Genomic DNA, 26,988 nt, shown 5'->3' with positions numbered 1-26,988 from the left:
AATAAATGAAAGCAATAATATTAGGGATCGCTTTATTACCCATGGCCGTATTTGCTGGTGAAAAAATAGATCAGCAAATTGAGGTACCCAATGCTGGGGTGATCCACATTGAAAACCAGCGTGGTGATATTAAAGTGACAGGTTGGGATAAAAATCAATTTAAAGTAACCGGTGAACTTGATGATAAGGCACAAGGCTACACACTTAAAACACAGGGTAATAAAACCCAGTTTATTGTGAAAATGCCTGAACTTTCTAATTGGGATAATAACAACAATGGCTCAACGCTCACTATTTTTATGCCAAAAAGTAGTGCGCTAGAATTTGTGGGTGTTAATGCATCTATAACGGCCAAAGAGTTACAAAAAGGTACTGAAATTGATGTAGTTAATGGGGCTATTACAGTAAACGATCTTAATGGCGATATTAAGCTGACCACTGTAAATGGTGACATCAAGGCAAAAGCACTTAATGGTAAAGTTCAATTTGAAACTGTTAATGGTTCGATTGATGATCAGCAATCTAGCGGTGAAGTTCGTTTTAGTGCGGTTAATGGCGATATTACATCAAACTCGACGGCCAATGATATTCGCTTAGAAAACGTAAATGGCGATATTAACTTTAATTTAGATACAATTAAAGAGTTACAAATAAGCACCGTTAATGGCGAAGTTAAGGTACAAATTAACCGCCTTCTGAGTGATGCTGATGTGAGTTTTGAATCTGTTAGTGGTAACGCTGCGTTTTATTTCCCTGCTGATTTATCAGCACAATTTGAGGTGGAAGCACACGCTGGCGGTAAAATTGACAACCAGTTAACTAACGATCAAGTACAAAAAGCCAAGTATGGCCCAGCAAGTGGAATTAAGTTTAATACTAATGGCACTGATGCTAGCGTAGAGATGAATACTATTAGCGGTGTTATCGAACTTAAACGTCAATAATTAGCTATTTTATTTTAAGTAACAAAAAGCAGGAAAAGATTTCCTGCTTTGCTATTTGCACAGCCCCGCCAAGTCGATAGAATAGAGCTATTCAATTTTAGTACTGTGAAGTTATGGCCAAACCAGATAAGCAAGTCGACACTCTTAAAGTTCCTCCCCATTCAATAGAAGCTGAACAATCTGTTTTAGGTGGTTTAATGCTTGATAACCAAGCATTTGATCGGGTAGCTGAACTTGTTGTGGCGCAGGATTTTTATACCCGTACCCATAAGCTTATTTTTGAGGCGATGACAGCTCTTGCTGAAATTGGTGATCCGATTGACTTAATCACAATTTCTGAGAGTTTAGAAAAAAATAACCAGCTGTCAGGTATTGGTGGATTTGCGTATTTAGCCGAAATAGCAAAAAACACCCCAAGTGCTGCCAATATTGACGCTTACGCAAGTATTGTTCGCGAGCGCGCCGTTGTTCGTGAAATGATTGGTGTTGCCAATGAAATAGCCGAAGCGGGCTTTAATCCTGAAGGGCGTACTAGCCACGACTTACTTGATTTTGCTGAAAGTAAAGTATTTAAAATTGCTGAGCAGCGTACAAAAAGTAGTGAAGGCCCACAAAGCATTCACAACATACTTGAAAAAACCGTTGATAAAATAGAAGAGCTTTATCAATCACCACAAGATGGTGTGACCGGTGTGAGCACGGGTTATGCTGATCTTGATAAAATGACTACAGGCTTGCAGCCATCTGATTTAATTATTGTGGCAGCGCGTCCATCAATGGGTAAAACCACTTTTGCGATGAACCTTGCTGAACATGCCGCAATGACTCAAGACAAGCCAGTGCTTATTTACTCACTAGAGATGCCCTCTGAACAAATTATGATGAGGATGCTGGCGTCCCTTGGCCGAATTAACCAAACTAAAGTACGTACTGGTCAGCTAGATGACGATGACTGGGCGCGCCTTTCATCAACCATGGGATTACTCATGGAAAAAGGCAAAATGTACGTTGATGATGCCTCAGGCTTAACACCTACCGATGTTCGCTCACGTGCACGTCGTATAGCACGTGATCATGGTGGTATTAGTATGATCATGGTCGATTACCTGCAATTAATGCGTGTACCTAGCTTGTCAGATAACCGTACCTTAGAAATTGCCGAAATTTCACGCTCACTCAAAGCATTAGCAAAAGAGTTGCAGTGTCCGGTTGTTGCTCTATCGCAGCTTAACCGTACTCTAGAGCAACGTGCTGATAAACGTCCAATTAACTCAGATTTACGTGAGTCGGGCTCTATTGAGCAAGATGCCGATTTGATCATGTTTATTTATCGTGATGAAGTCTATAACGAAGACAGTACTGAAAAAGGCATTGCCGAAATTATTATCGGTAAACAGCGTAACGGTCCGATTGGTAAAGTGCGCCTAACCTTCCAAGGTCAATTCTCTCGCTTTGATAATTACGCGGGGCCTGCTGTAGATGATGATTACTAATGCGCTTAGCCACTGCTGAAATTAATTTAACCGCGCTTGAGCATAACCTAGCACAGGTAAAACGCTTTGCGCCCAATAGTAAAGTAATGGCCGTACTTAAAGCGAATGCTTATGGGCATGGTTTAGTCACTATTGCGCAACACTTAAATGAAGCAGATGCATTTGCGGTTGCGCGTATAGATGAAGCGTTAGCGCTGCGTGCAGGTGGCCTTACAAAACCAATTGTGTTGCTAGAAGGCTTTTTTCATCAAGAAGACTTACCTATTTTACTGGCGAATAATTTTCAAACTATTATTCATGACGAGATACAGCTAAAAATGCTGGAAAGTGTGCAGCTAGATGCGCCTTTAAATTGCTGGTTAAAAATAAATACCGGCATGCATCGTTTAGGTATTGCGCCTGAGCAGTTTGATATGTTTTATCAGCGCCTACAAGCCAGCCCAAATGCACAAAACAAAATAAACTTAATGACCCATTTTGCGTGTGCCGATGATGTAAAAAATACTAAAACAGTGCAGCAAATAACTTTGTTCGATAATTTAACCCAAAAGGTTCAACAAGCTCATTGTTTATCGAACTCTGCGGGAATTATAGCGTGGCCGAGTGGCCATGGTGATTGGGTTAGACCTGGGCTAATGCTTTATGGTGTATCGCCTATGGCTAATCACACAGGTAAAGATCACCAATTAAAGCCTGTGATGCGCTTAACCACTAAAGTGATAGCAGTGCGTAATGTGGGGGCACATGAGCAAGTAGGCTATGGCGGCCGCTGGCAAAGTGATAAACCTACGGTGTTGGCTGTGGTTGCACTGGGCTATGGTGATGGTTATCCGCGTCATGCGAAAGAAGGCACACCCGTGATTATTAATGGGCATCGTTACGGTATTGTGGGTAGCGTAGCTATGGATATGATCACCCTTGATATAGGTAATAACGAGCACAACGTCCAGGTGGGTGATGAAGTGATTATGTGGGGGCCAGAGTTACCAGTAGAAGAGATTGCACAATGTGCTGATACTATTTCTTACGAGTTATTGTGTAATATCACACCGCGTGTAAGTTATGAGTACCAGCGCTAATGTTTATTATTAAAGATATGCAGTAAGTTTACATTGCTGTCATGATCGTGATGCTAGCTTACTGGGTATGGTTACTCTTTTATAAAGTAAATATCGCTAAAGCCCATACGTGCAAACTCTTGGTCGCGAAAATTGCGTACCGCCGATGAACCTTTAGAGGTCATTTCAATTTGGCGTACCATGTTTAAGTAATTAGTTAAATCGATACCCTCAGCAGCCGCAATAGCCTGATACATATCGTGGTATTTATCTTTTGCGAAGTTAATTTCGCGCGGTTGATTTTTAAAAGTATAGGTAATTCTGCGTGCCATAATAAGCTCAGTTATATTGAGTGTTAGTGTAATTTTACACTGTATTTAAGTTGCGTTGAATGATTAGTTGAAATCAAATAATTAAAAAGTTGAGTTTGAAATGAAATTATCAGTAGAGATCAGTAAATACCCGCTTCATCAAGATTATATTCCCTTTATTAAAGGATTTATTGACCGGTTAAATACCTATGATGATTTAAAAGTGATTACAAACACATTGTCGACGCAAATTTTTGGTGACTATGACTTAGTAATGTCGGTACTTAGTACTGAAATAAAACGTTCATACGAAGAGTTTGGCAAGGCTATTTTTGTTTGTAAATTTCTTTCTGGTGATCTTTCTCCTGAATAATGCTTAATAGCTTAGTGAGCCAATAATGGACTTTATTAACCAAACTCTTGCTGGGTTTACTGCGATGTCACACTGGGAATATATTGCAGTGGCTTTGTCTATGACTTACCTTTTATTAGCTATCAAAGAAAACCTTTGGTGCTGGCCTGCGGCATTCTTTAGTACCTTAATTTACACTATTATGTACTGGAATGGCGCTTTATTAATGGAGTCATTGCTGCATTTTTATTATATGTATATGGCAGTCTATGGCTGGCTAGCATGGAGGAGGAGTGGAGTAGGTAAACAGGAATTAGCAATTACATCATGGCGGGTAAGTCAACATATTGGCATTATCAGTATAACGTCCTTAGTTGCGATAATTTTGGGCTATATAATGACTAATTATACCCATGCTGATTTTGCCTATTTAGATAGTTTTACCACTTGTTTTGCTGTTGTTACTACTTATTTAGTGGCCAAAAAAGTGCTGGAAAATTGGTTATATTGGATAGTGATAGATGCCGCTTCGATGTACTTGTATTACGAAAAAGGCTATTACCCAACACTTGCGTTGTTTATCTTCTACACGTTAATGGCAGCATGGGGGTTTAAAACCTGGTATGAAGAGTACGAGCAAGAGCAAGCTAAGCCTCTAGCACAGCTATAAGAGCCACAATGACCTTTGACAATATAAGCGCTATATTTAGCGCTTTTGACCCGCAACTTAATGTTCTCAGTAGTGAGCGTTTGTATAGTGGTTTAAGTAACGATAATTTCCTTGTCCATACAGCGCAGCAAGCTTACCTATTGAAGAGTTATCGGGAACACTGGCCATCTATAGGCTTAGCAGCGCAAGCAAGCTTTGCAGAGTATAAAGTTTGTCCTGCACCAATGTGGCTCAATGAAGAAAAAAAGTTAGCCATTTTTGAATATATTGACGGTGATATAGCGCAAGACAACTACACATCTGAACTAATAAAAAAATTGGTCAGTTTACACCAACATAATATCGTAACAGAGCCAATGGATATTAAGTTCGAGCTTGGTTACTACTCTGACACCGAACTTTATCAGCAATATCAGCAGGGGGTTGAATCAGCTTTAGTCTATATTTATAGCCAACCTAGAGATAACGGTTTTTGCCATAATGATTTAGTTAAAGAAAATATTATTCTCAACACAGAGGGCATGTACTTAATTGACTTTGAATACGCTAAAACTAACGATGTTTACTTTGATTTAGCCGCATTAGCAGTTAGTTTTGAGTTAACACAAATACAAAAAGCGCAGTTACTGAAAACCTATCATTCATATTTACCTCAGCAGTGTAATTTTAGTCCCTCGATAGAAAAGTTAAAGTGTTATCAAGTAGTATTCTTAGTGCTTTGTATTTGTTGGTATTCTGCGCGTGGTGTCAGTGATAAGGTTAAAAAATTGTGTGAGCAGCTGGATTATCTAATTCAATAAATAGCCCAGCTTATCCCCAAGTAGTTATAAGTTTAGCTACAAACCACCAAACCGAGCTGCTAGCTCTTTATATTTAGCTACTTCATCGGCGTCATACTGTGGTTCGCCATTAGCATCTTCACTTTTGGCAATAAGTAAGCTTTCTCGTGTTAAGCGTTTAACTCGCTCGACTTTAACTCCTAAAAACTCAGCAACTTGTTCTGTTGACATTAACTTCATAATTACTTCCTCGTGTTTAATCTTTCCGTCCAGTGACAATAATAGATAATATGTGTCTAAAGCGTTACTGTTTTTTTATAGAATATAAATAAATAGCGCTTTTTTTACCTTTTGTTAAGTGATTAGCTTAAATTATAGACATGTAAACGAATCATGCTGGTATTTATACAAAGATGCCTTTATTATTGCGCATGCTAAAGCATTGATATCGCGAGTTGATGTGGAGGCAACAAATGTGCTCTCGTGGTGAAATGGATATCACGTGGCCCTCCGGAGGCTGAGTTGTAGGTTCGATCCCTACCGAGAGCGCCATTTGCGTTTTACTTTTTACTCCCCTTCAAAACGATCGTAGCTATTTAAATTAACTCACTATTTTTATTCTCAGTTAAATAATAATATTTGTAGCAATCTAATTTACACCGTTAGGCGTATACTCAGTGCTGCGGTTATAGTTTAATATCAATAGTCGTAGGATTTTAGTGTTAATAATTTATTATTACCCTAAACTCAAAAGCTAGACTTTTATAGCTAAATAATGCTATTAAAAGAAAATATTCCTTAATTATAGAAATCCTCACATTTATGTTAGTTACCTTACCTATATCAGAGCTTATTCCCGGCATGTACGTAAATAGCGTGACCAAGCAGCAGGAGAGTGTTGATGGTATAAAAATTAAAACCAGTGGTTTGGTACGTGATAAATCTATAATTCAGCGTTTAATTACCGAAGGAGTACTAGAGCTTCTTATTGATTTTACAAAAAGTGATGTGGCTGTACCGGCTAAATATAAAGTACAAGAAAAACCACAAGCCGCTGCTACAAATCAAGACAAGCCCGCTAGTAAAAAGCGAGTTGTCAGCTTGCAACAAGAGTTTGCCAAAGCCAGTGTTAGTTATGATGCCCACAACAGAAAATTACAAAGTATTTTTGGTGATTTAACCTCAGGTTTGTCACTGAATACTGATGCGCTTAATGAGATAAGTAATGAAATAGTCAGCTCAGTATTTCGTAATGAACATGCAATGACCATTTTAACTCGTATTAAAGATAAGCATAGCTATAACTGGCGTCATATGATCAACTGCACCATTTTTACAGCGGTATTCGCTAAGTATCTAGGGTATAAACGCGATGTTGTTCAGGAGCTTGCTATGGGGGCATTAATGCATGACCTAGGGCAGGCCAAATTACCTCAAGGAATATTCTCTAAACCTGGCAAAGTTACGGGTAACGAGATGACGGCAATAAAAAAGCATGTTGCACAAAGCCTAGGGTTATTAAAAGGTGGGAAAGGCATCACCTCTTTAATGTTAGATATGATTGTAAATCATCATGAGCGCCTTGATGGTTCTGGTTATCCTCGAGGAGTCGATGACAGCAAGATAAGTCGTCCTGCTCGGATTTTAGCGATTGTTGACGTATACGATGCGCTCACCGCAGATAGACCCCATCAAGAAGGGGATGAGCCTATTAATGCACTGCGTTATTTGTTGGCAAATAAACAGCTATTTGATGCAGAGTTAGTACAGCTGTTTATTAAGTGTTTAGGTGTTCACCCGGTGGGTACTATTGTTAAGTTAACCAATGAGCGTTTGGCCTTGGTGCTAGAAGGTAATCATTCAAATCCAATCAAGCCCAAAGTTAAGCTTTTTTATAACGCAAAACACAACCATCATGTTACCGCAAAAGATATTGATTTGAGCTCAAATAATAATGAAATAAAAATACAAGCAAGTGTAAAACCAGCTGATTATAAAATTAACTTGCCTCGACTTTTAAAAGAGCATTTACTGCTTTAGTATTTTTGCATCGTCTTTTTCTGTTTGTTTTAGCAGAAATATACCCACCTAAAAAGCAATTACCCATTAACGTCATCCACAGTAATGTGCCTAATTCTACATGCAGCGCTAAGCAGCAAAAAACCAAAGAAATAATTGCCATGCTAATGGCTGCTAACCAATAGAGATTAACTGGGTTGTCACATTTACCTGCCTGCGTACACGCGCAATAATTTGCTTTATAAAAGAAATAAACACTTAAGCCACAAAAAGTAAGCGCTGTAACAATAAGTAAAATGATCACTGTTTTCTCCCTTGGTGATTTTATTGGCAGTGTAAATTGCAACGCAAGTTAAGTCAATGCAAATGAGAACTAATATCATTAGAGTATATACTCTAATACCATACTTCTGCTCCGATGAGTTTTAAATAGTTGTTAAATTGTCGTTAAAAAACGTGTTTTTTGGCCTTTTTTAACGTTTTAGTAGGGTTTTTTATAAAAAATTAAGGTAGTGTACGCGGGTTTGAAACTCTAATAACAACACACATAGCTATCCAAACAGTAAGTTTGGCTAAGGACACAACAATGAAATTTACTAAAACTCTTATTGCTGCATCGCTGGCATTTGTTTCAGCTGATACCTTTGCAGCGGCTTTTCAACTTGCTGAGCAAAATGTATCTGGTTTAGGTCGTGCATACGCAGGTGAAGCGTCTGTAGCAGATGATGCCTCTGTGGTTGCTCGTAACCCAGCGTTAATGACGTTGTTTAAAGAGAAGCAACTTAGCGTTGCAGCTATGGCTGTCATTCCTGATGTTAGCCTAAAAGGCACAGGTAATGCCTACGGTTTAGATAACAGCGTACTAGATGATGACAGCATCGCACCTAGCGCGATTATTCCTGCTGGTTATTTCACTATGCCAGTAAACGATAAAGTATCGGTTGGTTTTGGTGCATTTTCTAACTTTGGCCTTGCCACTGAGTTTAACGATGATTACGCAGCTGGCCAAATTGCTGGTGAAACTGAAATTGTTACTGTAAACATGAACGCAAGTGTTGCTTATAAAGTATCTGAGCAGTTCAGTTTTGGTATTGGTTTAAATGCAATTTATGCAGAAGCGAAGATTATTCGTAAGTTTGGCGTAGTACCTCCTGTAAACCCTGCTATTGCATCTATTCCTGCAAGTGCTGATGCTGTTCACCTTGAAGGTGATGACATGGGTTACGGCTTAAACGTTGGTTTAATGTACCAATTAGATGAAAATAGCCGCTTTGGTTTTAATTACCGTACAGAAACAGATATTACTTTTGAAGGTGAGTACTCGAATGAACTACCTTCATTTATTCCTGGTGGGTTAAACGGTCAAGTTGAATTACCTGGCTCAGTTGAAATTACACTACCAGCAATTGCTGAGTTCTCAGGTTCTCACCAGTTAGATGAAAAGCTAGGCGTTCACTACAGCGTACTATGGACAGGTTGGAGCAGCTTTGACTCATTAGAAGCACAAGTTACTGCACCTACAGGTGGCAAGTTCAGTGCGTTTGAAAAAACAGAAGATTTCTCTGATGCAATGCGTTACTCAATCGGTACTGATTACCAGTACAGTGAAAATTTAATGCTTCGTGCTGGTTTTGCGTTTGATGAATCACCAGTATCACAACAGCATTTATCAATTTCTATCCCTGATACAGACCGTTTTTGGTTCTCGTTTGGTGGTAACTATGCGATTGATCAAAACTCAAATATTGATTTAGGTGTGAGCGTATTACGTGGTAAAACACAAAACTTTACTGAAAAAGTAGAAAGCGAAACACTACCACAGCAATGGTCTTTTGAATCAAAAGGTCATGCAGTATTATTAGGTGCTCAGTACAACTACACATTCTAATTCTGCCTAGAGCCTAGAGCCTAGAGCCTAGAGCCTAGAGCTTAGAGCCTAGACAAAAAAAGCCGCTTACAGCAAATGCAGTAAGCGGCTTTTTTTATACTTATAAATTAACTGGTTACGAATGGCGTAAGCCATCCGTAACAGCTTAATTATAAGCTTTCTATTTTAACTTTTTGCTCTAGTAGCTTAGTTTTAGCATCGGTAAATTCAGCTAGCTTAGCATTTTCTTTAGCGAGTACCGCTTCAGGTGCATTGTTAACAAACTTTTCGTTAGCCAATTTGTTTTGCACTTGAGCTAGGCCTTTCTCAGCTTTTTCAAGTTGCTTGTTAATACGTGCAAGTTCAGCTTCGACATCAATTAACCCCGCCATTGGGATCATAATCTCAAGGTTGCCAACATAAGAGGTTGCACACGCTGGGGCATCGTCTTTGTTTTCAAGCAGAGTAAATGCTTCAAGCTTAGCGAGTGACGCTAAAAACGATTCATTTTCGTTAATACGGCGCACATCGTCGCTCGATGCATTCGCTAGTAATACCGATAGCGGCTTGCTTGGGCTAATATCCATTTCACCACGAATATTACGAATTGCTAAAATGAATTGCTTAACCCACTCTAAGTCATCCATTGCTTGTGAATCAACATTGGCTTGGTTATAAACAGGGAAGCCTTGTACCATAATGCTAGTGCCTGTTGTTTCAAGCCCTGCAAGTGGCGCTACACGTTGCCAAATTGTTTCTGTAATGTAAGGCATCATTGGGTGCATTAAACGCAGTAAGCTTTCAAGTACGGTAATAAGTGTATGACGTGTACCACGTTGCTGAGCTTCATTGCCTTTAAATAGTACCGGCTTAGTTAGTTCTAAGTACCAATCACAGAACTGATTCCAGGTGAATTCATATAATGTGTTCGCCGCTAAATCAAAACGGTAGTTATCAAGGTGCTCGGTGTAGGTTTTAACCGTGGCTTCATATTGACCTAAAATCCAGCGATCAGCTAACGAGTACTGTTTTTCGCTATCGTTAAAGCCACAGTCTTGCTCTTCTGTGTTCATTAATACGTAACGGCTTGCGTTCCATAATTTGTTACAGAAGTTACGGTAACCTTCAAGGCGGTTCATATCCCAGTTAATATCACGACCAGTTGAAGCCATCGCTGCTAAGGTAAAGCGCAGTGCGTCGGTACCGTGTGCTTCAATACCGTTTGCAAATACTTTGCGGGTATCTTTTTCAATTTTAGCGGCAAGTTTTGGCTGCATCATATTACCAGTACGTTTTTGTACTAAGTCTTCAAGGCCAATGCCGTCAATCATATCAAGTGGGTCAAGTACGTTACCTTTAGACTTCGACATTTTATCGCCGTTATCGTCACGTATTAAGCCAGTTACATACACGGTTTTAAAAGGAACTTGTGGTTTGCCGTTTTCATCCTTTATAAAGTGCAGCGTCATCATGATCATACGTGCAACCCAGAAGAAAATGATATCAAAACCGGTTACCAACACGTCAGATGGGTGGAAGGTTTTTAAGTCATCGGTATTTTCTGGCCAACCTTGGGTTGAGAAGGTCCACAGTGCTGATGAGAACCACGTATCAAGAACGTCTTCGTCTTGGCTAAGCGCTACGCTATCTGCAATATTGTTATCGCGGCGTACTTCTGCTTCATCACGACCAACGTATACGTTGCCTTCGCTGTCGTACCAAGCTGGAATACGGTGACCCCACCAAAGCTGGCGTGAAATACACCAATCTTGTACGTCGTTCATCCACGAAAAGTACATGTTTTCGTATTGCTTAGGTACAAATTGGATGTCGCCGTTTTTAACCGCGTCTTTTGCAGGTTCAGCAAGTGGTGCAACACGTACATACCATTGGTCAGTAAGTAGTGGTTCAATAACAACACCAGAGCGGTCACCGTAAGGAACAGTTAGGCCATGGTCTTCAATTTTTTCAAGTAGGCCTAGCTCTTCAAATTCAGCAACAATGGTTTTACGTGCGTCAAAACGGTCCAGGCCATGTAAGCGCTCAGGAATTGGCGCATCAAATTCAAGTTCTTTACCATCAAAGGTGTATGTTTCACCTTGGGTTAAAATAGCCGCGTCTTTGTCGAAGATGTTAATCATCGGCATCTTGTGGCGCTTACCAACTTCGTTATCGTTAAAGTCGTGCGCAGGGGTTATTTTTACACAGCCCGTACCTTTGTCTTTATCGGCATGTTCATCGGCAACAATTTTAATACGACGATTAACGATTGGTAGTAAAACCTCTTTACCTATTAGGTCTTGGTAGCGCTCGTCATCTGGGTTTACTGCCACACCTGAGTCACCCAGCATAGTTTCTGGGCGTGTAGTGGCTACAACAATGTAGTCTTTACCGTCTTGCGTTTTTACGCCATCAGCTAGTGGGTAACGTAAGTTCCACATATGGCCTTGTTTGTCTTTGTTTTCTACTTCAAGATCAGAAATCGCAGTGTGTAATTTTGGATCCCAGTTTACTAGGCGTTTACCACGGTAAATTAGGTTTTCTTTATGAAGGCGTACAAATACTTCTTTAACAGCTTCTGATAGGCCATCGTCCATGGTAAAACGTTCACGGTCCCAATCAACAGAAGCACCTAAGCGGCGAAGTTGTTTAGTGATTGTGCCACCAGACTCGTTTTTCCATTCCCAAATTTTATCGATAAATGTATCACGGCCTAAATCATGGCGTGTTTTCCCCTCTTCTGCCGCAAGCTTTCGCTCTACTAGCATTTGCGTGGCAATACCTGCGTGGTCAGTACCTACTTGCCATAATGTATTGTTACCTTGCATACGTTTAAAGCGCGTTAAGGTATCCATGATGGTATCTTGGAAAGCGTGGCCCATGTGTAAGCTACCCGTGACATTTGGCGGCGGGATCATAATTGAATATGGGGTGCCTTGGCCAGATGGCTTAAAGTAGCCTTTTTGTTCCCAGTCTTGATATAGAGACTGTTCAATATCTTGCGGATTGTAGGTTTTATCCATTACACAGAACCTTAAATAAGTACTTAAATGAGTTAGTTAGCTTTGTACGCAGTGAGCGTTAGCGATTAATATCTTGCGTGGTGATATTGGCACCGAGTTGGCGTAGTTTTTTAAAGCGCTCACGAGCGGCTTGTTTGGCTACGGGCTCTACGGGTACAAAATCAAAAACTTGGTTAAACCGACGAATAAAATCCGGTAAGTGATTGGCCAAGTTAATTAATACTTTACGATTACCAACAGGTGGTGTTGTGCCAATTTCTACAGGTGCGCCGCCTTTTGGGCCTTCACCTTGTAAATTGTGGGGCACAAAACTGTCGGCATCAAATGTCCAAATAGTTTCGTCAATGCTGTTGGCGGTTGCTTCGCTGTCTACAAAAATAAATACGCGTTGACCAAGCCGATACTGTTGCCCAGCTATTTGAGCTGCTAAAGCAAAGTGATCATCGGCTTTAGCTAATGACTCATCTTGTTGCTTTAAAATGAAAAACTGGGCATTCATGTTCATTGTATCGGGATTTCCCATGACATTGATTGTGCTGTTATTAAATACACACAAATTAAGAAGGGGATTTTGCCATATAACGGGGTTTGCTTCAATTAATACCCAATAAATAAGGCGCTTTAAAAGCGCCTTATTTTATACTCTATATTGGGCTGTGAAGCCTTTTACAGGTTTGTTAGTCTTGGGTTGCTTCGCTAATGCCTGCTCGGTTTAATAAATACTGAGTTAGCATAGGTACAGGGCGACCCGTTGCACCTTTTTTAGCGCCGCTGCGCCATGCCGTACCGGCAATATCTAAATGTGCCCAGTTATACTTTTTAGTAAATTTAGATAAGAAACAGGCCGCAGTAATAGTACCTGCAGCTCGGCCACCTAAGTTAGTAAAGTCGGCAAATGGGCTTTCTAGTTGATCTTGATAATCATCCCATAATGGCAGTTGCCATGCACGATCGCCACTTTGCTCAGACGCTTTTAATAAATCATGCGCCAGTGGATTATGGTTTGCTAATAAACCCGTAGCGTGGGCACCTAAAGCAACAATACATGCACCGGTTAATGTAGCAACATCAATCACGGTTTCTGGTTCAAAACGCTCAACATAGGTTAGCGCGTCACATAACACTAAACGGCCTTCGGCATCAGTATTAAGTACTTCAACCGTTTGCCCAGACATAGTGGTTAAAATATCACCTGGGCGATAGGCGTTTGAGCTTGGCATGTTTTCACAACCGGCTAAAACGCCAATTACATTTATAGGTAGCTGCATTTGTGCAAGCGAGCGCATGGCACCAATAACACCAGCAGCACCGCCCATGTCGTATTTCATTTCATCCATGCCTTCGCCTGGTTTTAATGAAATACCGCCTGAGTCAAAGGTTAAGCCTTTACCAACTAATACGATAGGCGCTTGGTCATCGCCTGCGCCTTTGTAGTTAATTACCGACATAACCGATTCGTTATCACTACCACGACCAACTGCTAGGTAGGAGTTCATACCTAGTTCTGCCATTTTATCTTCGCCAATCAGCTCAACAGTGATGTTGTCAAAATTAGTCTCAAGTTCTTTGGCTTGCTCGCCGAGATACGCTGGATTACAAATATTAGGCGGCATATTGGCAACGTCTTTGCACAATTTGCTACCAGCAGCAATCGCTAGGCCATGCTCAATGGCACTTTCACCTATAGTCAGTTCCCGGCGCGTAGGAACGTTAAATACCATTTTACGCAGTGGACGACGTGGGTCTACTTTCTTACTTTTTAGCTGATTGAAGGTGTATAAACAGTCTTGGGTTGTTTCTACCGCTTGACGCACTTTCCAATAGGTATCACGGCCTTTAACGTGTTGCTCAGTTAAAAAGCACACTGCTTCCATCGAGCCTGTTTCATTTAAGGTGTTGATAGTTTTTGAAATAATTTGTTTATATTGTTTATCGTCTAGTTCGCGTTCTTTACCGCAGCCAACGAGTAGAATACGTTCGCTTAAAATATTAGGTACATGGTGTAATAGTAATACTTGCCCTGGCTTACCTTCTAAGTCGCCACGGCGTAATAAATTTGAGATATAACCATCGCTGATTTTATCAAGTTGTTCACCAATGGGGGATAACCTGCGTGGTTCGTATACGCCAACAACAATACATGCACTGCGTTGTTTTTCTGGGCTACCACTTTTTACGTTGAATTCCATTGTCACTCCTGATTTTGAGTCATCTATAGAAGCTAAGTTGGGACTAAAAATATGTTTTCTAGTCTTTTTACCTAAATTTTTAGGTCTAGCGCTAATATTAGTAGATTTTACTCGACTCTTACTGTGTATTTGAACTTTATATGCTTAAGGGTTACTAATGCAACATTATATCGTGATGTTAGGTAGGATAATTAATATTGATGGCTTATAATATGTGCTTAATACTCATTTAAAATGAGTGAATTAACTAGTTCACTCATTGTTTTTTATTACTAAATTGAAATTCCATGTTTAACAGGGGCGAATGTTGCTAATTTTCCGTTATTTGACCACTGAGGTTTTAAAATCGCAGGTCGCCGTATTTTTAACTTTAATGACCATATTTTTGTCGCAAAAGTTTGTTGTCATTCTTGGTGATGCCTCAGAAGGTAGTATCCCAGCAAAGCTTGTGTTTGCCATGATTGCGCTTAAATTGCCGCAGTTGGCATCGTTAATTTTGCCTCTGAGCTTATTTTTAGGAATTATTTTAGCTTACAGCCGGATTTACGCCGACAGTGAAATGACAGTACTTAAAGCCTGTGGCGTGAGTGAGTGGTATGTAGTGCGTATTACGCTAATTTCAAGTGTCATCTTAGCGTTGTTGGCCGCGGTACTTACTTTGTATATTGCACCGTGGGCAAGCGAACAAGAATACCAACTTAAAGAGCAAGCCAAAGCTGATGCTGGTTTATCTGCACTTCGAGCTGGACGTTTTCAACAAACCGGTAACGAAAAAGCCGTGGTGTTTATTCATAATATTGAAAATGGCGGCAAAGAGCTCAACAAAGTTTTTGTGGCACAACTACCCGATAGTGAAAAAAGTGACCTAGCGCGTTTAGTTTATGCAGAGCAGGGCGTTGTTATTGAAGCGCAAAATGGTGAGCAGCAGTTAGTGCTCACTGATGGTAAGCGCTATGAAACTGACGGCGAAGCGCCTTCACTTAACTTAACTGAATTTGATGGTTACAGCGTACAAATTCGCGAGCAAGAAATAGAACATCAACGTCGTAAGTTAGAAGCTGTGCCAACTCGTGAGTTAATGTCTATTAACACTCCAGAAGCAATTGCACAGTGGCAATGGCGTTTAGCTATTCCGTTATCTATTCCATTATTAACTTTACTAGCAGTACCCCTGAGCGTTGTTAATCCACGCCAAGGTAAATTTGCTAAATTAGTACCTGCTTTGAGCTTATATTTAGGGTATTTCATTTTACTCAACGCGGCTAAGTTTGCGGTAGAAGATGGGAAAATTCCGCCCTCTATTGGCCTATGGTGGATTCACCTAAGTGCATTATTTATAGGTAGTTTATTAATTATTAAAGGCCGCCCATTAGGTGTTTGGCTGAAGGCTGTCGTGACTAAACGGGAGCAACACATATGATGAAAACGCTTGATTGGTATTTAGGCCGTAGCATTATGCAAACGACTGGATTTGCACTAATGGTGTTGGTGGGGATCAGTACTTTAATAAAATTTATAGAGCAACTTAAATCGGTTGGCCGTGGTAGTTACGATATTATGACCGCCTTGCTATATACCATTTATAGTATGCCCGGCGATTTAGTGGTGTTTTTCCCAATGGCAGCACTTATTGGTGGCTTAACTGGGTTAGGCGCTTTAGCTTCTAATAGTGAGTTGGTAGTGATGCAAGCCGCGGGTATGTCGCGTTTACAAATCATTGGCTCTGTAATGAAAACCGCAATTTTTATGGCGCTGTGCGTAATGGCGCTAGGTGAGTGGGGGGCGCCCGCTGCTCAGCTGCACGCCAAAGAAATGCGTAACCAAGCTATTCATGGCGGGGATGTATTTAATGCACAAAAAGGCGTGTGGGCTAAAGATGGCAGTAACTTTATTAATATTGAAGATGTTGACCAAAATGGCATGCTGCGCGGCGTAAATATGTACCACTTTGATAAGTCGTTGCAACTTACACAAATTACTAAAGCAAAAGAAGCAGTAGGGCGTGATAATGGCTGGCTACTGCGCGATGTGAACAAAGTATTGATCAGTGAAGAGCTTATTACCACGGAGCAAGTTACTGAAGAGTTTTATCCGTCGCAGCTTACCGGTGAAAAACTTGGCGTGGTTTCAGTAAAACCAGAGTCACTGTCATTTTCAGGATTGTGGTCATATTTAGCTTATTTACAGCAAAATGAGCAAGATACAAGTACCTATGATTTAGCACTATGGCGTAAATTAATGCAGCCAGTGTCTATTGCTGTGATGTTGTTGGTTGCCTTATCGTTTATATTTGGTCCGCTGCGAACCGTAACTATGGGGGCACGAATTATCATGGGAGTGGTAACGGGGATAGTGTTTCACTTAACTAATGAGATATTTGGCCCTGTGGTAATGGTATATCAAATCCCAGCCATTGTAGGCGCCGTTCTACCGAGCATTTTATTTACTGGGTTTGCAGCTTATTTGATGAATAAGCGGGTGTAGCTAGACTTAAAGCTTAAATAAAAAACGCGGCCTTTTTTAAAAGTGCCGCGTTTTTTATGCTTTAGCTTGAGGTTATACCAATTCACTAGATTAAGTATTAATCTAGTTCGCGATACACGCGTTTATTTTCTTCTTTGGTGAGCGTAACCACTTCGGTTTTTGATAAGTAATCTTGTAGTGCTTTTTTATTTTTAAAGTCGACTAATACCACTAAATTTCCTAAACCAAGTAATGCGCTGATACTGCGGATAATAGCTTGTGGCCAGCTAATTAAACTTCCTTGGCTGGTTTGTACTTTTAAGCGCCATGCTCGCATACCAATTGTTTGCCCACTTTTCGTCCAAAAATAACCAAAAAATACCAAGCCAACAAGCACCAGCAGCGAGCTACGAATACCAGAAAGTAATAGTGAATCTTGAATACGTGCAGATACATCTTCAGCGCCATTGAGGGCAATAACATCAAGGGAAATAAGTCCTTGGATAGCAAATAAATACAATACCACCGTTAGCATCGCAAAAGCGATAATAGCTAATGTGTCGTACACCAATGACGCAAAACGACGCCAAAACCCTGCTCGTGGAAACTCAGCCGACATAAATATACTCTCACTGTTAATGTGCGCGATAGTTTAGCAAATAAGCCGCTAAATACTACCTATTACGCTATGTGCTTAACCAGCTATTGGTTCAAATGTTAATGGTTGCCTAAATGTTAAGCGGTCGATCACGCTTAATACATAAAACGCTTGCCGCTTTGCTCATTGTTTGTATAATGCTAGGCAATGAGATGGAAGAGGGTACATAATCTTTCACTCTTAAGTGGTTTTTCTTTATCTTCTCGTGTTTAGAAGGTTAAAGAAAAATGATGCCAGCGTGATGAAATTGGTATACATGGGGGATTCAAAATCCCCTGCCGCAAGGCGTGCCGGTTCAAGTCCGGCCGCTGGTACCACTTTTTATAGCCCCTGCTAGATTTAGCAGGGGTTTTTTTATGCCTAAGATTTTAGTTGCCGGACTCGAGCGGCACGTGAGGTGCCGCTGTTATAAGTAAAAGTCCGGCAACTTAGTACCATTTTTTTATAGCCCCGACCAAATTGGTTGAGGTTTTTTTATGCCTAAGATTTGAGTTCACGGATTTTAATTACAAAAAATGTGTCCAACATTGCTACTTTTATAAGCAGTAGGTTTTGATCTAAACTTGGCCTGTAAACGTTTTGGTTTACCTAACCTTAAGCTCTGCTTGAGATAGGTTTCTTATCCAGAACTAAGGTTATATAGTAAATACAGGCCTGACTTTAATCGTATTTTTCATTGATACGGGTGTGCTAAGTTATGCAATGTGTTTTGACTCGGGTATTATATACCTCAACCTCTTGTTGCGAATAAAACATCATGACTCAACTAACCGCAAAACAGAATATTCAAGCCATTGTAAAAGCGATTAAGGCTGAAGAAGCATTACTGCGTAAAAAACACCCGCTATTAATGCATCAAAATACCTTAGGAATGGCTATTTTATTACTTTCTTTGAGTGCATTAATCGGAATTGGCACGCTATATTATTTTGCTATTATTCCCGCTTGGCTATGCATTATTTTAGCGGCCATTGCTACCTCAATTTCCCATGAGCTTGAGCATGACTTAATCCACAAACAGTACTTTAGCAACCAACCATTTTTGCATAATTTTATGATGTTAACCGTGTGGCTGATGCGTCCTAATACCATAAGCCCATGGTACCGTCGCAAGATGCATTTACATCATCATAAAACGTCGGGTACTGAGCAAGATTTAGAAGAACGTTTGGTAGGTAATGGTATTCAAAATCCGTTTTTACGTGCCTTGGTAATTGTTGATGGGTTACTCGGTTTATTAATTAATGCAAAACGTTTTAGTAAAGAAATTAATGGGTTTAGCTTCTTTAAAGTGTTTAATGCAGGTTTTCCCATTACTACTGCGTATTTCGCCATTTTATATAGCGTAATTGTGTTTAACTTAGTTAATTTGTTCACTCCACTGGCTGCTAATTCACCTGTATTGCTGCTTGATGTAATGAATGTGTTTGAATTTCTAATGGTGGTGCTGATTGTGCCTAACATTGTGCGTTCGAGCTCACTTAATTTTGTTACTTCAAGTATGCATTATTATGGCGGTGTGAATAATATGCTTGAACAAACTCACGTAATTACTAGCCGTTTGTTTATGCCATTTAATTTATTTTGTTTTAACTTTGGGCATACTCATACTATTCATCATTTTGTGCCGAATCAGCCGTTTTATTTACGACAAATGATCAGTAAAAAAATCCTTGAAGTGATGCGCCAACACGGCGTACGTTTTAATGATTTTGCCAGTATTAAGCAAGCAAACTTGTATCAGTGATACTCAGTGTAAAATGGCATCATAATGCAGTCGGACTCGCAGCAGCAATTAACTCAGCAAGATGCGTTAGCGCAATGTGTACAAGCTATAAAGGGGACAAGTTTTGCGCAAAAGCTGGTTAATTACATTGCCCTTATTGTTGAGTTTGATTGTGCGGTTGTATTGGCTTGCAGAGTAAATAAGCATCCCATTTATTTATTCGATTCTATCGAGAAACAGCGTGAACTTTTATTTCAGCGCTACCTTACTAACTCGTTTGTAAACGACCCTTTTTATACTGAACTGGTTAGTAAAGCTGAGGAAGGAGTATTTCGGCTCGCTGATATAGCTCGTTATCAAGATGAACTGACCTTTAAGGCATATCAACAGCAGTTTTATACTCACACTGGCTGGACTGATGAGCTAAGTATTTGTACTAATATAGGTAACGGTCGCTCGATTGTTATTTACCTTGGTTTATTATCCAATAACCAGCGCTTTAGTGCGTTGCAAAAGCAGCAATTAATAGCACACTTTAATTTAATAAAAGCACTGTGTAGCCAACATTGGGGTAGCCAAAAATTACTATTAAATCAATTTAATAGTTCAGTTACTGGGCAGCTTATAGAAAGTGCCCTCACGTCATTTGCTAACCAACAACTCACTCAACGAGAGCATCAGGTTGCTTGTTTAATTGTGCAAGGTTGCGACTCCGCAGATATTGCTTCTCAGCTTGGGATCGCCCTAGGTACAGTTAAAAACCATCGTAAACGTATATATGCACAGTTAAACGTTGCTTCACTGAGTGAATTCTTCCGACTGTTTTTAAATCATTTAATGCTGACAAAATAAAGCGCGTTTATGTCCCTTTAGGGATATAGTGCACATTGCTGAGTTTAATTAGTATTTTTCTTATGGATAATTTTGAGAAATACGATGACAGCACATTTACTTAGCGACATTATGCAGCGTGGTTTAGTCTCTCAAGTGAGTAATATTGAGCAATTAACCCATAAGCTTAAAACTCCACAGGTGGTTTACTGTGGCTTCGATCCTACCGCAGGTAGCTTACACATAGGGCACTTAGTACCATTAATAATGCTAAAGCGTTTTATGGATGCAGGGCATCAAGGTGTGGCATTAATTGGGGGTGCTACAGGGTTGATTGGTGACCCGAGTTTTAAAGCCACTGAGCGTAGCCTAAATACTAAACAAACGGTGTCACAATGGGTGACAGCGCTTGCAAACCAAGTTGAAAGTGTACTTGGTCCGCATTTAAACAAGCCACTGCAGATAAAAAATAACGCTGACTGGTTTAGCTGTATTGATGTATTAGACTTTTTTCGTGATGTAGGTAAACACTTTTCAATTAATACCATGATCAACCGTGAGTCAGTAAAACAACGTTTGCAACGTCCAGAGCAAGGGTTGTCGTTTACTGAATTTAGTTACTCCTTATTGCAGTCGTATGACTTTGCTAAGCTCAATAGTGAGTTAAATTGTACTTTGCAGATAGGCGGTAACGATCAGTGGGGTAATATTGTCAGTGGAATTGATTTAACCCGCCGTTTAAACCAGCAAACAGTGTTTGGTTTAACGTTGCCACTTATTACCAAGTCAGACGGTACAAAATTTGGAAAAACCGAGGGCGGTGCTATTTGGCTCAACCCCAAAAAAACCTCACCGTATCGTTTTTATCAGTTTTGGTTAAATTGTGAAGATGCTGATGTGTATAACTTTTTGCGTTTTTATACTTTTTTATCAGTTAAAGAAATTGAGGCCATAGAAGCAAACGATAAGATAAGCGGCCAAAAGCCTCAAGCACAGCGCATTTTAGCTGAGCAATTAACCCGTTTTGTTCATGCTGAAGAAGGCTTGGCAAGTGCGCAGCGTATCACTGAGTTGTTATTTAATGGACAAGTACAAACCTTAAATTTAAATGATTTAGCACAATTAGAACAAGATGGCTTACCAGTAATAACCCTTACTGAAATTAATATAACCACCTCCGCGCTATTGGTTCTCAGTGGTTTAGCAAACTCTAAGCGTGCCGCAAGAGAACTGATAGCTGTAAACGCAGTAAAAATTAATGGTGAAACAATTTCGGCTGATCATAGTCAGTTAAATTTGGCATTGCATCAACGTTTTTGGTTAATACAGCGAGGTAAAAAACAATTTAGGTTAATTAAACTCAATTGAATTTCCCTCTAATGGTGATTTTTTATGTGATTTTTTATGTGGTTTTAGGGGGTATTCTTAATCCAAACTACTTAATTTTTTTAAAAGTCTTCATTGTTTTTTCTCATTACAATAACGGTAATTAATAATTTAATTGCCGTTATTAATGTGTTTTGTAGGCATTTGTAAATCACTGTGAAATGCTAAGTTAAAAGTAACTTTTTTAAGTAGCTGATAATAAAGTAACTTTGCTATCTGTTTTTAATAGCGCTGTGCGCACGAGTTGTTTCTTTGTATTAATCTCTTTACTCACTCAAGCACGTTAATCGAATTGAAATATTTCTGTAATATTTAGGTGTTCTAATGCGCTCTGAAACAAAAACGTCATCAAAATGCCATAATCGGTAAGACAAAAACTGAGATTTAAACATGAGTGAATCAAAGCGCAATACGCTATTAATAAAAACGCTTAACTGGGCTGCTATCGCCTTTTTAGTTTATTTAGTCCTGGTAGCCGTTGGCACTGTCAGTGGTGGTTTTAAATTAGCGTCGGGCGGTACCGAGGGAGCGAAAGAAATTTTTGCATTCGCAACCAACCCGTTTATTGCATTATTATTAGGTGCTTTGGCAACGGCTTTAGTGCAATCGTCATCAACGGTTACCTCAGTAATAGTGGGCCTTGTTGCTGGCGGTTTACCGTTAAGTATTGCTATTCCAATGGTGATGGGTGCAAATATTGGTACGACTATTACTAACACCTTAGTGTCTATTGGTCATATTCGCTCTAAAGAAGAGTTTCAACGTGCGTTTGCAGCATCAACGGTTCATGATTTCTTTAATTTATTTGCCGTTATTATATTTTTACCGCTTGAGATAATGTTTGGTTTGCTGCAAAAAATGTCAGCTGCTTTGTCGCATCTATTTATTGGTGATGCTGACTTATCATTAAAGAGCTACAACTTTATTAAACCACTTGTTAAACCTGCTGTGGGTGTAATAAAAGATGCATTTAGCTTCCTAGACACAAAAATGCTAGGTGCAGCGATGGTTATAGCAGGTATTTGTTTGATTTTATTTGCCGTAACTACATTAGGTAAACTACTTAAAAAAGCATTGGTTGGCACTGCAAAAGATATACTGCATGGTGCAATTGGGCGCGGGCCTATCGCAGGTATAACATCAGGTGCGGCGGTAACAGTTATGGTTCAGTCGTCATCAACTACCACGAGTTTAATGATCCCACTTGCGGGAAGTGGTGTGTTTACTACACGTCAAATCTATCCATTTACGCTAGGCGCTAATATTGGTACAACCATTACCGCTTTATTAGCCGCCACATCAATCACAGGGCCTATGGCTGAAGTGGCGCTAACGATTGCTTTAGTACACGTTATGTTTAATGTATTTGCGGTTGCACTAATTTACGGAATTCCTGTACTACGTGAAATTCCGCTTAAGTTAGCCGAAAAGCTAGCCGAAATTGGTACAAAGAATAAATCAGCTGCATTAGGCTATGTGTTAGGGTCGTTCTTTGTGGTGCCTGGTCTAATTGTACTGGCCGTTAGATAAGCAAATAAATGAATAAAAAGAATGCGCTATATAGCTTATATAGCGCATTTTTTGTTTTACCATTGGTAACGTACAGACAACATGGCATTACGCGGTTTTCCTGGGAAGTAACGATCGCCAGTAAAACTAGTGTAATCTGCGCGCTGTGCGTAAGCCGTGTTGGTTAGATTTATTATTCGCGCACTCAGTAATAGCTGTGGGCTTATTTGCCATTGGCCGCGCAAGCTTAAAATATCGTGACCTTGATATTCATGTAAGTTTTCAGGGTCGGTAAAATAGCGACTCACATAGTGCCATTGCAGAGCAAGGTTAACACGCTCGTTGGCTTGCCAGTTAAAATCGATATTAGCGACCTTTCGAGGTGCGGTATCAATATCGTTACCTTTAATATTAATACTGCCGATGATTTGCTCATTCGAGTACGTATGTTTGGCATAAGTACCTGCAAAATTAATCGAAAAGTGCTGATTAAAGCTGTGTGCTAACTCAAGCTCAATGCCACGATGTCGAGTTTGGCCGTCATTAACAGTAAAAAAGTCACTGTCACGGTAGATGGTATTGTGCTTGCTCATCGCATAAGCCGATAAACCGTAGCGAGTATTGTTGTACACCCCTTTAATACCTAACTCAGCATTATTTGCTATTTCTGCGTCTAAGTCGGCAGTACTTTGCTCGCGTTGTAATTGATAAAGCTCAGCTGCTTGTGGGGCTCTATAGCCTCTTGAAAAGTTAGCGTATAATGTATTATTAATATTAAGCTGATAGCTCACACCGAGTTTTGGCGAAAGATTACTAAAGCTGTTTTTAGTGCTCTCTGGGCGACTATAACGACAGCCACCAAAACCACATTCACTGCCATTTTCTTTTGTACGCCCTGTAAGCATATTGTTTTGATAGTCATATTGCATATGCTCATAACGTAGACCTACAGTTATAAGCCAATTATTTAGCTGCCAATCAATAGCGGCAAATGGGGCATATAAGGTGGCATCGACTTGGTAATCGTAATGTTTACCTTGCGGCACTGTGGCCACTAAAAACGCAGAACCTTGAGTCGGTTTATCTTGGGTTTGTAAAAAATCGGCTTGGGTAAACTCACCATCAAAACCAAGCTTTAAGTTGGTATTGTCGTTCACATAATGCTGATAAAGCGATTGTAGCCCAAACCCAGTTTGGCTATTTTTTTCAAGTGGTGTGCCGGGTAAAAAGTGTTTAAAAAAGTCCATACTTTGGTCACGAATATAAGGAGTAACAACTAGAGTGTTCTCTCCTAATTGCCAGCTTGCTTTACTCCAAGCCCTAAGCGAGCGAGCTTTTCTAAAGGCGTCGGGATCAAAGTTTTGCTGTGCTATATCTTCATCTTTATAGCTTTGAAAACCGCTAATATAACCAGCAGTTTGTTGATCTAAATTGGTATACGTAAGCCCAGAAACTAAGCTTAGGTTGTTATTATTATAGCGATGGCGCACATTTATTTTTTGTTGCTTTACGCTTTCGTCATCTCGATAACCGCTATCATCCGTAAAACTAGCATTAATACCTAGGCCTGAATTATCCATGGCATGGCCTGCACGTAATTTATAGCGAGCATAACCATAAGAGCCATAATCAAAGCCTAGTAAACCAGCACCTTGCGTAGTATCAGGGGTAATAACGTTAATTACACCATGCACTGCATTAGAACCATATAGCGCAGAACCTGGACCTTTTAATACTTCAATACGCTCTGCCATTTCGCTATGCGCTTCGAATAGTTCATTGATATTACAAAAACCAGCTGCACGAAGAGCTATGCCATCTTCTGCGGTTAAGACACCACCACAAGCGCCCGTTCCAGAAAGTACTTGGGAGCGCAGAGCTGGTAAATACTCTTGGCCATTCCCACGTTGGACATTGGCACCTGCAACGCGTTGTAGCGCTTCCTCTACATGGGTAGGAGCTATAAGCTCAAGCTGTGATTCACTTAATACACTGATCACCAGTGGTAATGGCGTGGAAAGCGCTTCACTACGCGATGCTGTGGTGGTGATACGTTCAATTGATTGCGCGGTATCTTCAGCACACGCACTATTAATTAAACCTAACTGACTGCATAACAATAACGGGGATAAATAGTAATATTTCATAAATTCCAGCACATCGGCAATTTGATAAGTTTAGGGTAGGGGATTTTGTGAATTGGTTAAAGCACACTCAACCTATAAACCCGATAAGTAATCGATAAAACAATACAAAAAATGCTCGGAAAAACTAAAGTGAGCACTGAGTAATGTTTAAATAGTAATACACCTACCACTCCGCCGGCTAAAAAACCGGCAATAATTAATACAAAGACCAAGCATTTTCTATTGTCAAAAGCTTCTCCTTTTAGGGCTTTACCAAACATCAAACCCAGATCGGTAAAAATACCGGTTAAGTGAGTGGTTCGCACAACTGCGCCGCTGTAGTTAGTGGCTAAAGCATTTTGTAAGCCGCAGGCCGCAGAAGCAAGTGTAAGTGCGTAAGGGTAAGAATATTGAAGTAGCTGTGCGCTTAACAGCAGTAAAATACCCTCAATAAATAAGAGCGTATCGTAATGGCGGCCTAGCTTAAGTGAACCGCCTGAAAGCATTAAGCCTGTTAATGCCGAGCCAAATATAAAACTCAGTACAATCGCAATTAAAAATAACGCCGCCTTGATGTTGGTAGTAAGTTCAATAGCTAATGAAGTCACCGACCCTGAAACGTGAGAAATTGCTTGCTGTTCAAACCCTAATAAACCTACTGCGTTTACCATACCGGCAATAAAAGCGAGGGTAAACGCACCATATTCGACCCACTTAGGTAGTTTTGTAAACATCCTTTTAGCTCCGGTTTCAGTGTGTAGATTAATCATACACTTAATTAAAGTTAATAAATGAAAAGAGGTTATATTTTTAACATCACAAGCAAGTGATGATCGCTAAATTTAACTTTTGCGTATCAACCAAATTTGGAATTAATATGTTTAACCAAGAACAGCAATCACGCATTATAGAAATGGCATGGGAAGACAGAACGCCATTTGAAGCCATTGAAAATCTGTATGGGCTAAATTACTCTCAATTAGTTAATTTTATGCGGGAGCATATCTCTAGCGGGTCATTTAAAGTATGGCGTAAGCGCCATGCTGGGCGTAAAACTAAACACCTAAAGTTACGCGACCCCGCGATTATGCGCAGTCATTGTAAAACACAGTACAAGCAACGTTAATTTTTCTCATTTCATGTAATGTTCAGGCTTAGCCGTTAATACTCTTCAGTAATGATCACACTGGAGAATCGCCATGAAATCACTAATCAGTATTTTAGTAATGGTTTTTGCGCTAACGGCAACAAACGCATTTGCTGTACCACACAAAGACAAGCATGCAGGCAAGCATGCGAATAAACACGCAAACAAGCATCACTGGAAAAAGCAAAAATATAACCAATACAATAATAAAAAATGGCTTTCTAAAAAACAGGCCAAGCAGTTAATTCGTCAAGGGTGGACTCCACCAGGGTGGCACAGATCTTATCATCAAGGTGATATCCTTGGGCATGACATTTATAAGCGTGCTAGAGTAATAGACCGAGAAAGAGACACAGTGCGAGTTGAAGTTGATCGCACTATTATTCACTTAGTGCACGACACTCGTGAAATACTCTCTATTTTACAGCGCTATTAGG

Annotated in this window: 25 protein-coding genes and 2 tRNA genes; 18 read left to right on the top strand and 9 right to left on the bottom strand. The window is 40.0% G+C overall.

The window, feature by feature from the left end:
- Positions 1-5: 5 nt before the first annotated feature.
- The 3 genes from MTF66_RS32295 (at position 6) to alr (ending at position 3,516) form a co-directional block, all read left to right on the top strand.
- Positions 6-944 (top strand): DUF4097 family beta strand repeat-containing protein, encoded by a 939-nt coding sequence (locus MTF66_RS32295; RefSeq protein ID WP_010390853.1) that lies wholly within the window; start codon positions 6-8, stop codon positions 942-944.
- Between the two features lie 113 nt (positions 945-1,057).
- Positions 1,058-2,437: a replicative DNA helicase gene (gene dnaB, locus MTF66_RS32290; RefSeq protein ID WP_010390854.1), complete on the top strand. Its 1,380-nt coding sequence runs from the start codon at positions 1,058-1,060 to the stop codon at positions 2,435-2,437.
- Positions 2,437-3,516 carry an alanine racemase gene (alr, locus tag MTF66_RS32285; protein ID WP_109875298.1) on the top strand — a complete coding sequence of 360 codons (1,080 nt, stop codon included), beginning with the start codon at positions 2,437-2,439 and terminating at the stop codon, positions 3,514-3,516. The genes dnaB and alr overlap by 1 nt, the downstream gene beginning before the upstream one ends.
- Positions 3,517-3,587: 71 nt before the next feature.
- Here the strand turns inward: alr and MTF66_RS32280 are convergent, their stop codons facing one another.
- Positions 3,588-3,827 (bottom strand): DUF2960 domain-containing protein, encoded by a 240-nt coding sequence (locus MTF66_RS32280; protein WP_004588463.1) that lies wholly within the window; start codon positions 3,825-3,827, stop codon positions 3,588-3,590.
- A gap of 100 nt (positions 3,828-3,927) precedes the next feature.
- Here MTF66_RS32280 and MTF66_RS32275 point away from each other — a divergent pair, with 100 nt between their 5' ends.
- The 3 genes from MTF66_RS32275 to MTF66_RS32265 are packed head-to-tail and all read left to right on the top strand — an operon-like array spanning position 3,928 to position 5,628.
- On the top strand, positions 3,928-4,179 hold the full coding sequence (locus MTF66_RS32275) for a hypothetical protein (RefSeq protein WP_010390856.1): 252 nt from the start codon (positions 3,928-3,930) through the stop codon (positions 4,177-4,179).
- A gap of 25 nt (positions 4,180-4,204) precedes the next feature.
- Positions 4,205-4,828 (top strand): nicotinamide riboside transporter PnuC, encoded by a 624-nt coding sequence (pnuC, locus tag MTF66_RS32270; RefSeq protein WP_010390857.1) that lies wholly within the window; start codon positions 4,205-4,207, stop codon positions 4,826-4,828.
- A gap of 8 nt (positions 4,829-4,836) precedes the next feature.
- The gene (locus MTF66_RS32265; protein ID WP_248529693.1) at positions 4,837-5,628 is read left to right on the top strand and encodes a phosphotransferase; all 792 of its coding nucleotides are present in this window, start codon (positions 4,837-4,839) and stop codon (positions 5,626-5,628) included.
- Between the two features lie 36 nt (positions 5,629-5,664).
- Here MTF66_RS32265 and MTF66_RS32260 read toward each other — a convergent pair whose 3' ends face one another.
- Entirely contained in the window at positions 5,665-5,847 is a 183-nt protein-coding gene (locus MTF66_RS32260; RefSeq protein WP_010390860.1) for a hypothetical protein, read from the bottom strand.
- Between the two features lie 237 nt (positions 5,848-6,084).
- Between MTF66_RS32260 and MTF66_RS32255 the strand changes: the two genes are divergently transcribed.
- Both MTF66_RS32255 and MTF66_RS32250 read left to right on the top strand, forming a co-directional pair.
- Positions 6,085-6,159, top strand: a tRNA-Arg gene (locus tag MTF66_RS32255).
- A gap of 270 nt (positions 6,160-6,429) precedes the next feature.
- Positions 6,430-7,647, top strand: coding sequence for an HD-GYP domain-containing protein (locus tag MTF66_RS32250; RefSeq protein ID WP_054202243.1), 1,218 nt, complete (start codon positions 6,430-6,432; stop codon positions 7,645-7,647).
- On the opposite strand, the gene MTF66_RS32245 is transcribed toward MTF66_RS32250, so the two are convergent.
- Positions 7,607-7,930 carry a hypothetical protein gene (locus MTF66_RS32245; protein ID WP_054202242.1) on the bottom strand — a complete coding sequence of 108 codons (324 nt, stop codon included), beginning with the start codon at positions 7,928-7,930 and terminating at the stop codon, positions 7,607-7,609. The two genes, MTF66_RS32250 and MTF66_RS32245, sit on opposite strands and share 41 nt — an antisense overlap.
- Positions 7,931-8,212: 282 nt before the next feature.
- Between MTF66_RS32245 and MTF66_RS32240 the strand changes: the two genes are divergently transcribed.
- Positions 8,213-9,514: an outer membrane protein transport protein gene (locus tag MTF66_RS32240; RefSeq protein WP_055012852.1), complete on the top strand. Its 1,302-nt coding sequence runs from the start codon at positions 8,213-8,215 to the stop codon at positions 9,512-9,514.
- 149 nt (positions 9,515-9,663) lie between these two features.
- On the opposite strand, the gene MTF66_RS32235 is transcribed toward MTF66_RS32240, so the two are convergent.
- The 3 genes from MTF66_RS32235 to pepA form a co-directional block, all read right to left on the bottom strand.
- Positions 9,664-12,516, bottom strand: coding sequence for a valine--tRNA ligase (locus MTF66_RS32235; RefSeq protein ID WP_109875295.1), 2,853 nt, complete (start codon positions 12,514-12,516; stop codon positions 9,664-9,666).
- A gap of 58 nt (positions 12,517-12,574) precedes the next feature.
- The gene (locus tag MTF66_RS32230) at positions 12,575-13,021 is read right to left on the bottom strand and encodes a DNA polymerase III subunit chi (RefSeq protein WP_008112488.1); all 447 of its coding nucleotides are present in this window, start codon (positions 13,019-13,021) and stop codon (positions 12,575-12,577) included.
- Between the two features lie 172 nt (positions 13,022-13,193).
- Complete coding sequence (gene pepA, locus MTF66_RS32225) at positions 13,194-14,705, bottom strand: leucyl aminopeptidase (RefSeq protein WP_054202239.1); 1,512 nt, start codon at positions 14,703-14,705, stop codon at positions 13,194-13,196.
- A 307-nt stretch (positions 14,706-15,012) separates the two neighbouring features.
- Between pepA and lptF the strand changes: the two genes are divergently transcribed.
- Complete coding sequence (gene lptF, locus MTF66_RS32220) at positions 15,013-16,125, top strand: LPS export ABC transporter permease LptF (RefSeq protein WP_036933683.1); 1,113 nt, start codon at positions 15,013-15,015, stop codon at positions 16,123-16,125.
- Positions 16,122-17,189: an LPS export ABC transporter permease LptG gene (gene lptG, locus MTF66_RS32215; protein WP_248529692.1), complete on the top strand. Its 1,068-nt coding sequence runs from the start codon at positions 16,122-16,124 to the stop codon at positions 17,187-17,189. The genes lptF and lptG overlap by 4 nt, the downstream gene beginning before the upstream one ends.
- Positions 17,190-17,286: 97 nt before the next feature.
- Here the strand turns inward: lptG and MTF66_RS32210 are convergent, their stop codons facing one another.
- The gene (locus MTF66_RS32210; RefSeq protein ID WP_248529690.1) at positions 17,287-17,787 is read right to left on the bottom strand and encodes an RDD family protein; all 501 of its coding nucleotides are present in this window, start codon (positions 17,785-17,787) and stop codon (positions 17,287-17,289) included.
- 271 nt (positions 17,788-18,058) lie between these two features.
- Here MTF66_RS32210 and MTF66_RS32205 point away from each other — a divergent pair.
- The 5 genes from MTF66_RS32205 to MTF66_RS32185 all read left to right on the top strand — a co-directional run bounded on the left by MTF66_RS32205 (position 18,059) and on the right by MTF66_RS32185 (position 23,299).
- Positions 18,059-18,143: transfer RNA gene (locus tag MTF66_RS32205), tRNA-Leu, on the top strand.
- Between the two features lie 440 nt (positions 18,144-18,583).
- Positions 18,584-19,573, top strand: coding sequence for a fatty acid desaturase (locus MTF66_RS32200; protein WP_248529688.1), 990 nt, complete (start codon positions 18,584-18,586; stop codon positions 19,571-19,573).
- Between the two features lie 24 nt (positions 19,574-19,597).
- Positions 19,598-20,404, top strand: a complete 807-nt coding sequence (locus tag MTF66_RS32195; RefSeq protein WP_248529686.1) for a LuxR C-terminal-related transcriptional regulator — start codon at positions 19,598-19,600, stop codon at positions 20,402-20,404.
- A gap of 84 nt (positions 20,405-20,488) precedes the next feature.
- Positions 20,489-21,751, top strand: coding sequence for a tyrosine--tRNA ligase (tyrS, locus tag MTF66_RS32190; protein ID WP_248529685.1), 1,263 nt, complete (start codon positions 20,489-20,491; stop codon positions 21,749-21,751).
- Between the two features lie 408 nt (positions 21,752-22,159).
- The gene (locus MTF66_RS32185) at positions 22,160-23,299 is read left to right on the top strand and encodes a Na/Pi symporter (RefSeq protein ID WP_008114296.1); all 1,140 of its coding nucleotides are present in this window, start codon (positions 22,160-22,162) and stop codon (positions 23,297-23,299) included.
- Between the two features lie 56 nt (positions 23,300-23,355).
- Here the strand turns inward: MTF66_RS32185 and MTF66_RS32180 are convergent, their stop codons facing one another.
- Both MTF66_RS32180 and MTF66_RS32175 read right to left on the bottom strand, forming a co-directional pair.
- On the bottom strand, positions 23,356-25,425 hold the full coding sequence (locus MTF66_RS32180; RefSeq protein WP_248529684.1) for a TonB-dependent receptor: 2,070 nt from the start codon (positions 25,423-25,425) through the stop codon (positions 23,356-23,358).
- A 56-nt stretch (positions 25,426-25,481) separates the two neighbouring features.
- On the bottom strand, positions 25,482-26,138 hold the full coding sequence (locus MTF66_RS32175) for a YoaK family protein (protein WP_138594768.1): 657 nt from the start codon (positions 26,136-26,138) through the stop codon (positions 25,482-25,484).
- A 143-nt stretch (positions 26,139-26,281) separates the two neighbouring features.
- Here MTF66_RS32175 and MTF66_RS32170 point away from each other — a divergent pair, with 143 nt between their 5' ends.
- Together MTF66_RS32170 and MTF66_RS32165 are read left to right on the top strand one after the other, a co-directional pair.
- Complete coding sequence (locus tag MTF66_RS32170) at positions 26,282-26,530, top strand: TIGR03643 family protein (protein ID WP_041708743.1); 249 nt, start codon at positions 26,282-26,284, stop codon at positions 26,528-26,530.
- 73 nt (positions 26,531-26,603) lie between these two features.
- The gene (locus tag MTF66_RS32165; RefSeq protein WP_075170389.1) at positions 26,604-26,987 is read left to right on the top strand and encodes a hypothetical protein; all 384 of its coding nucleotides are present in this window, start codon (positions 26,604-26,606) and stop codon (positions 26,985-26,987) included.
- The last annotated feature ends 1 nt before the right edge of the window (position 26,988 follow it).

The organism is Pseudoalteromonas sp. 2CM39R, assembly GCF_023161845.1.
Note: the sequence above shows the minus strand (reverse complement) of the source record. Positions and strands in the feature narration are given on the sequence as shown.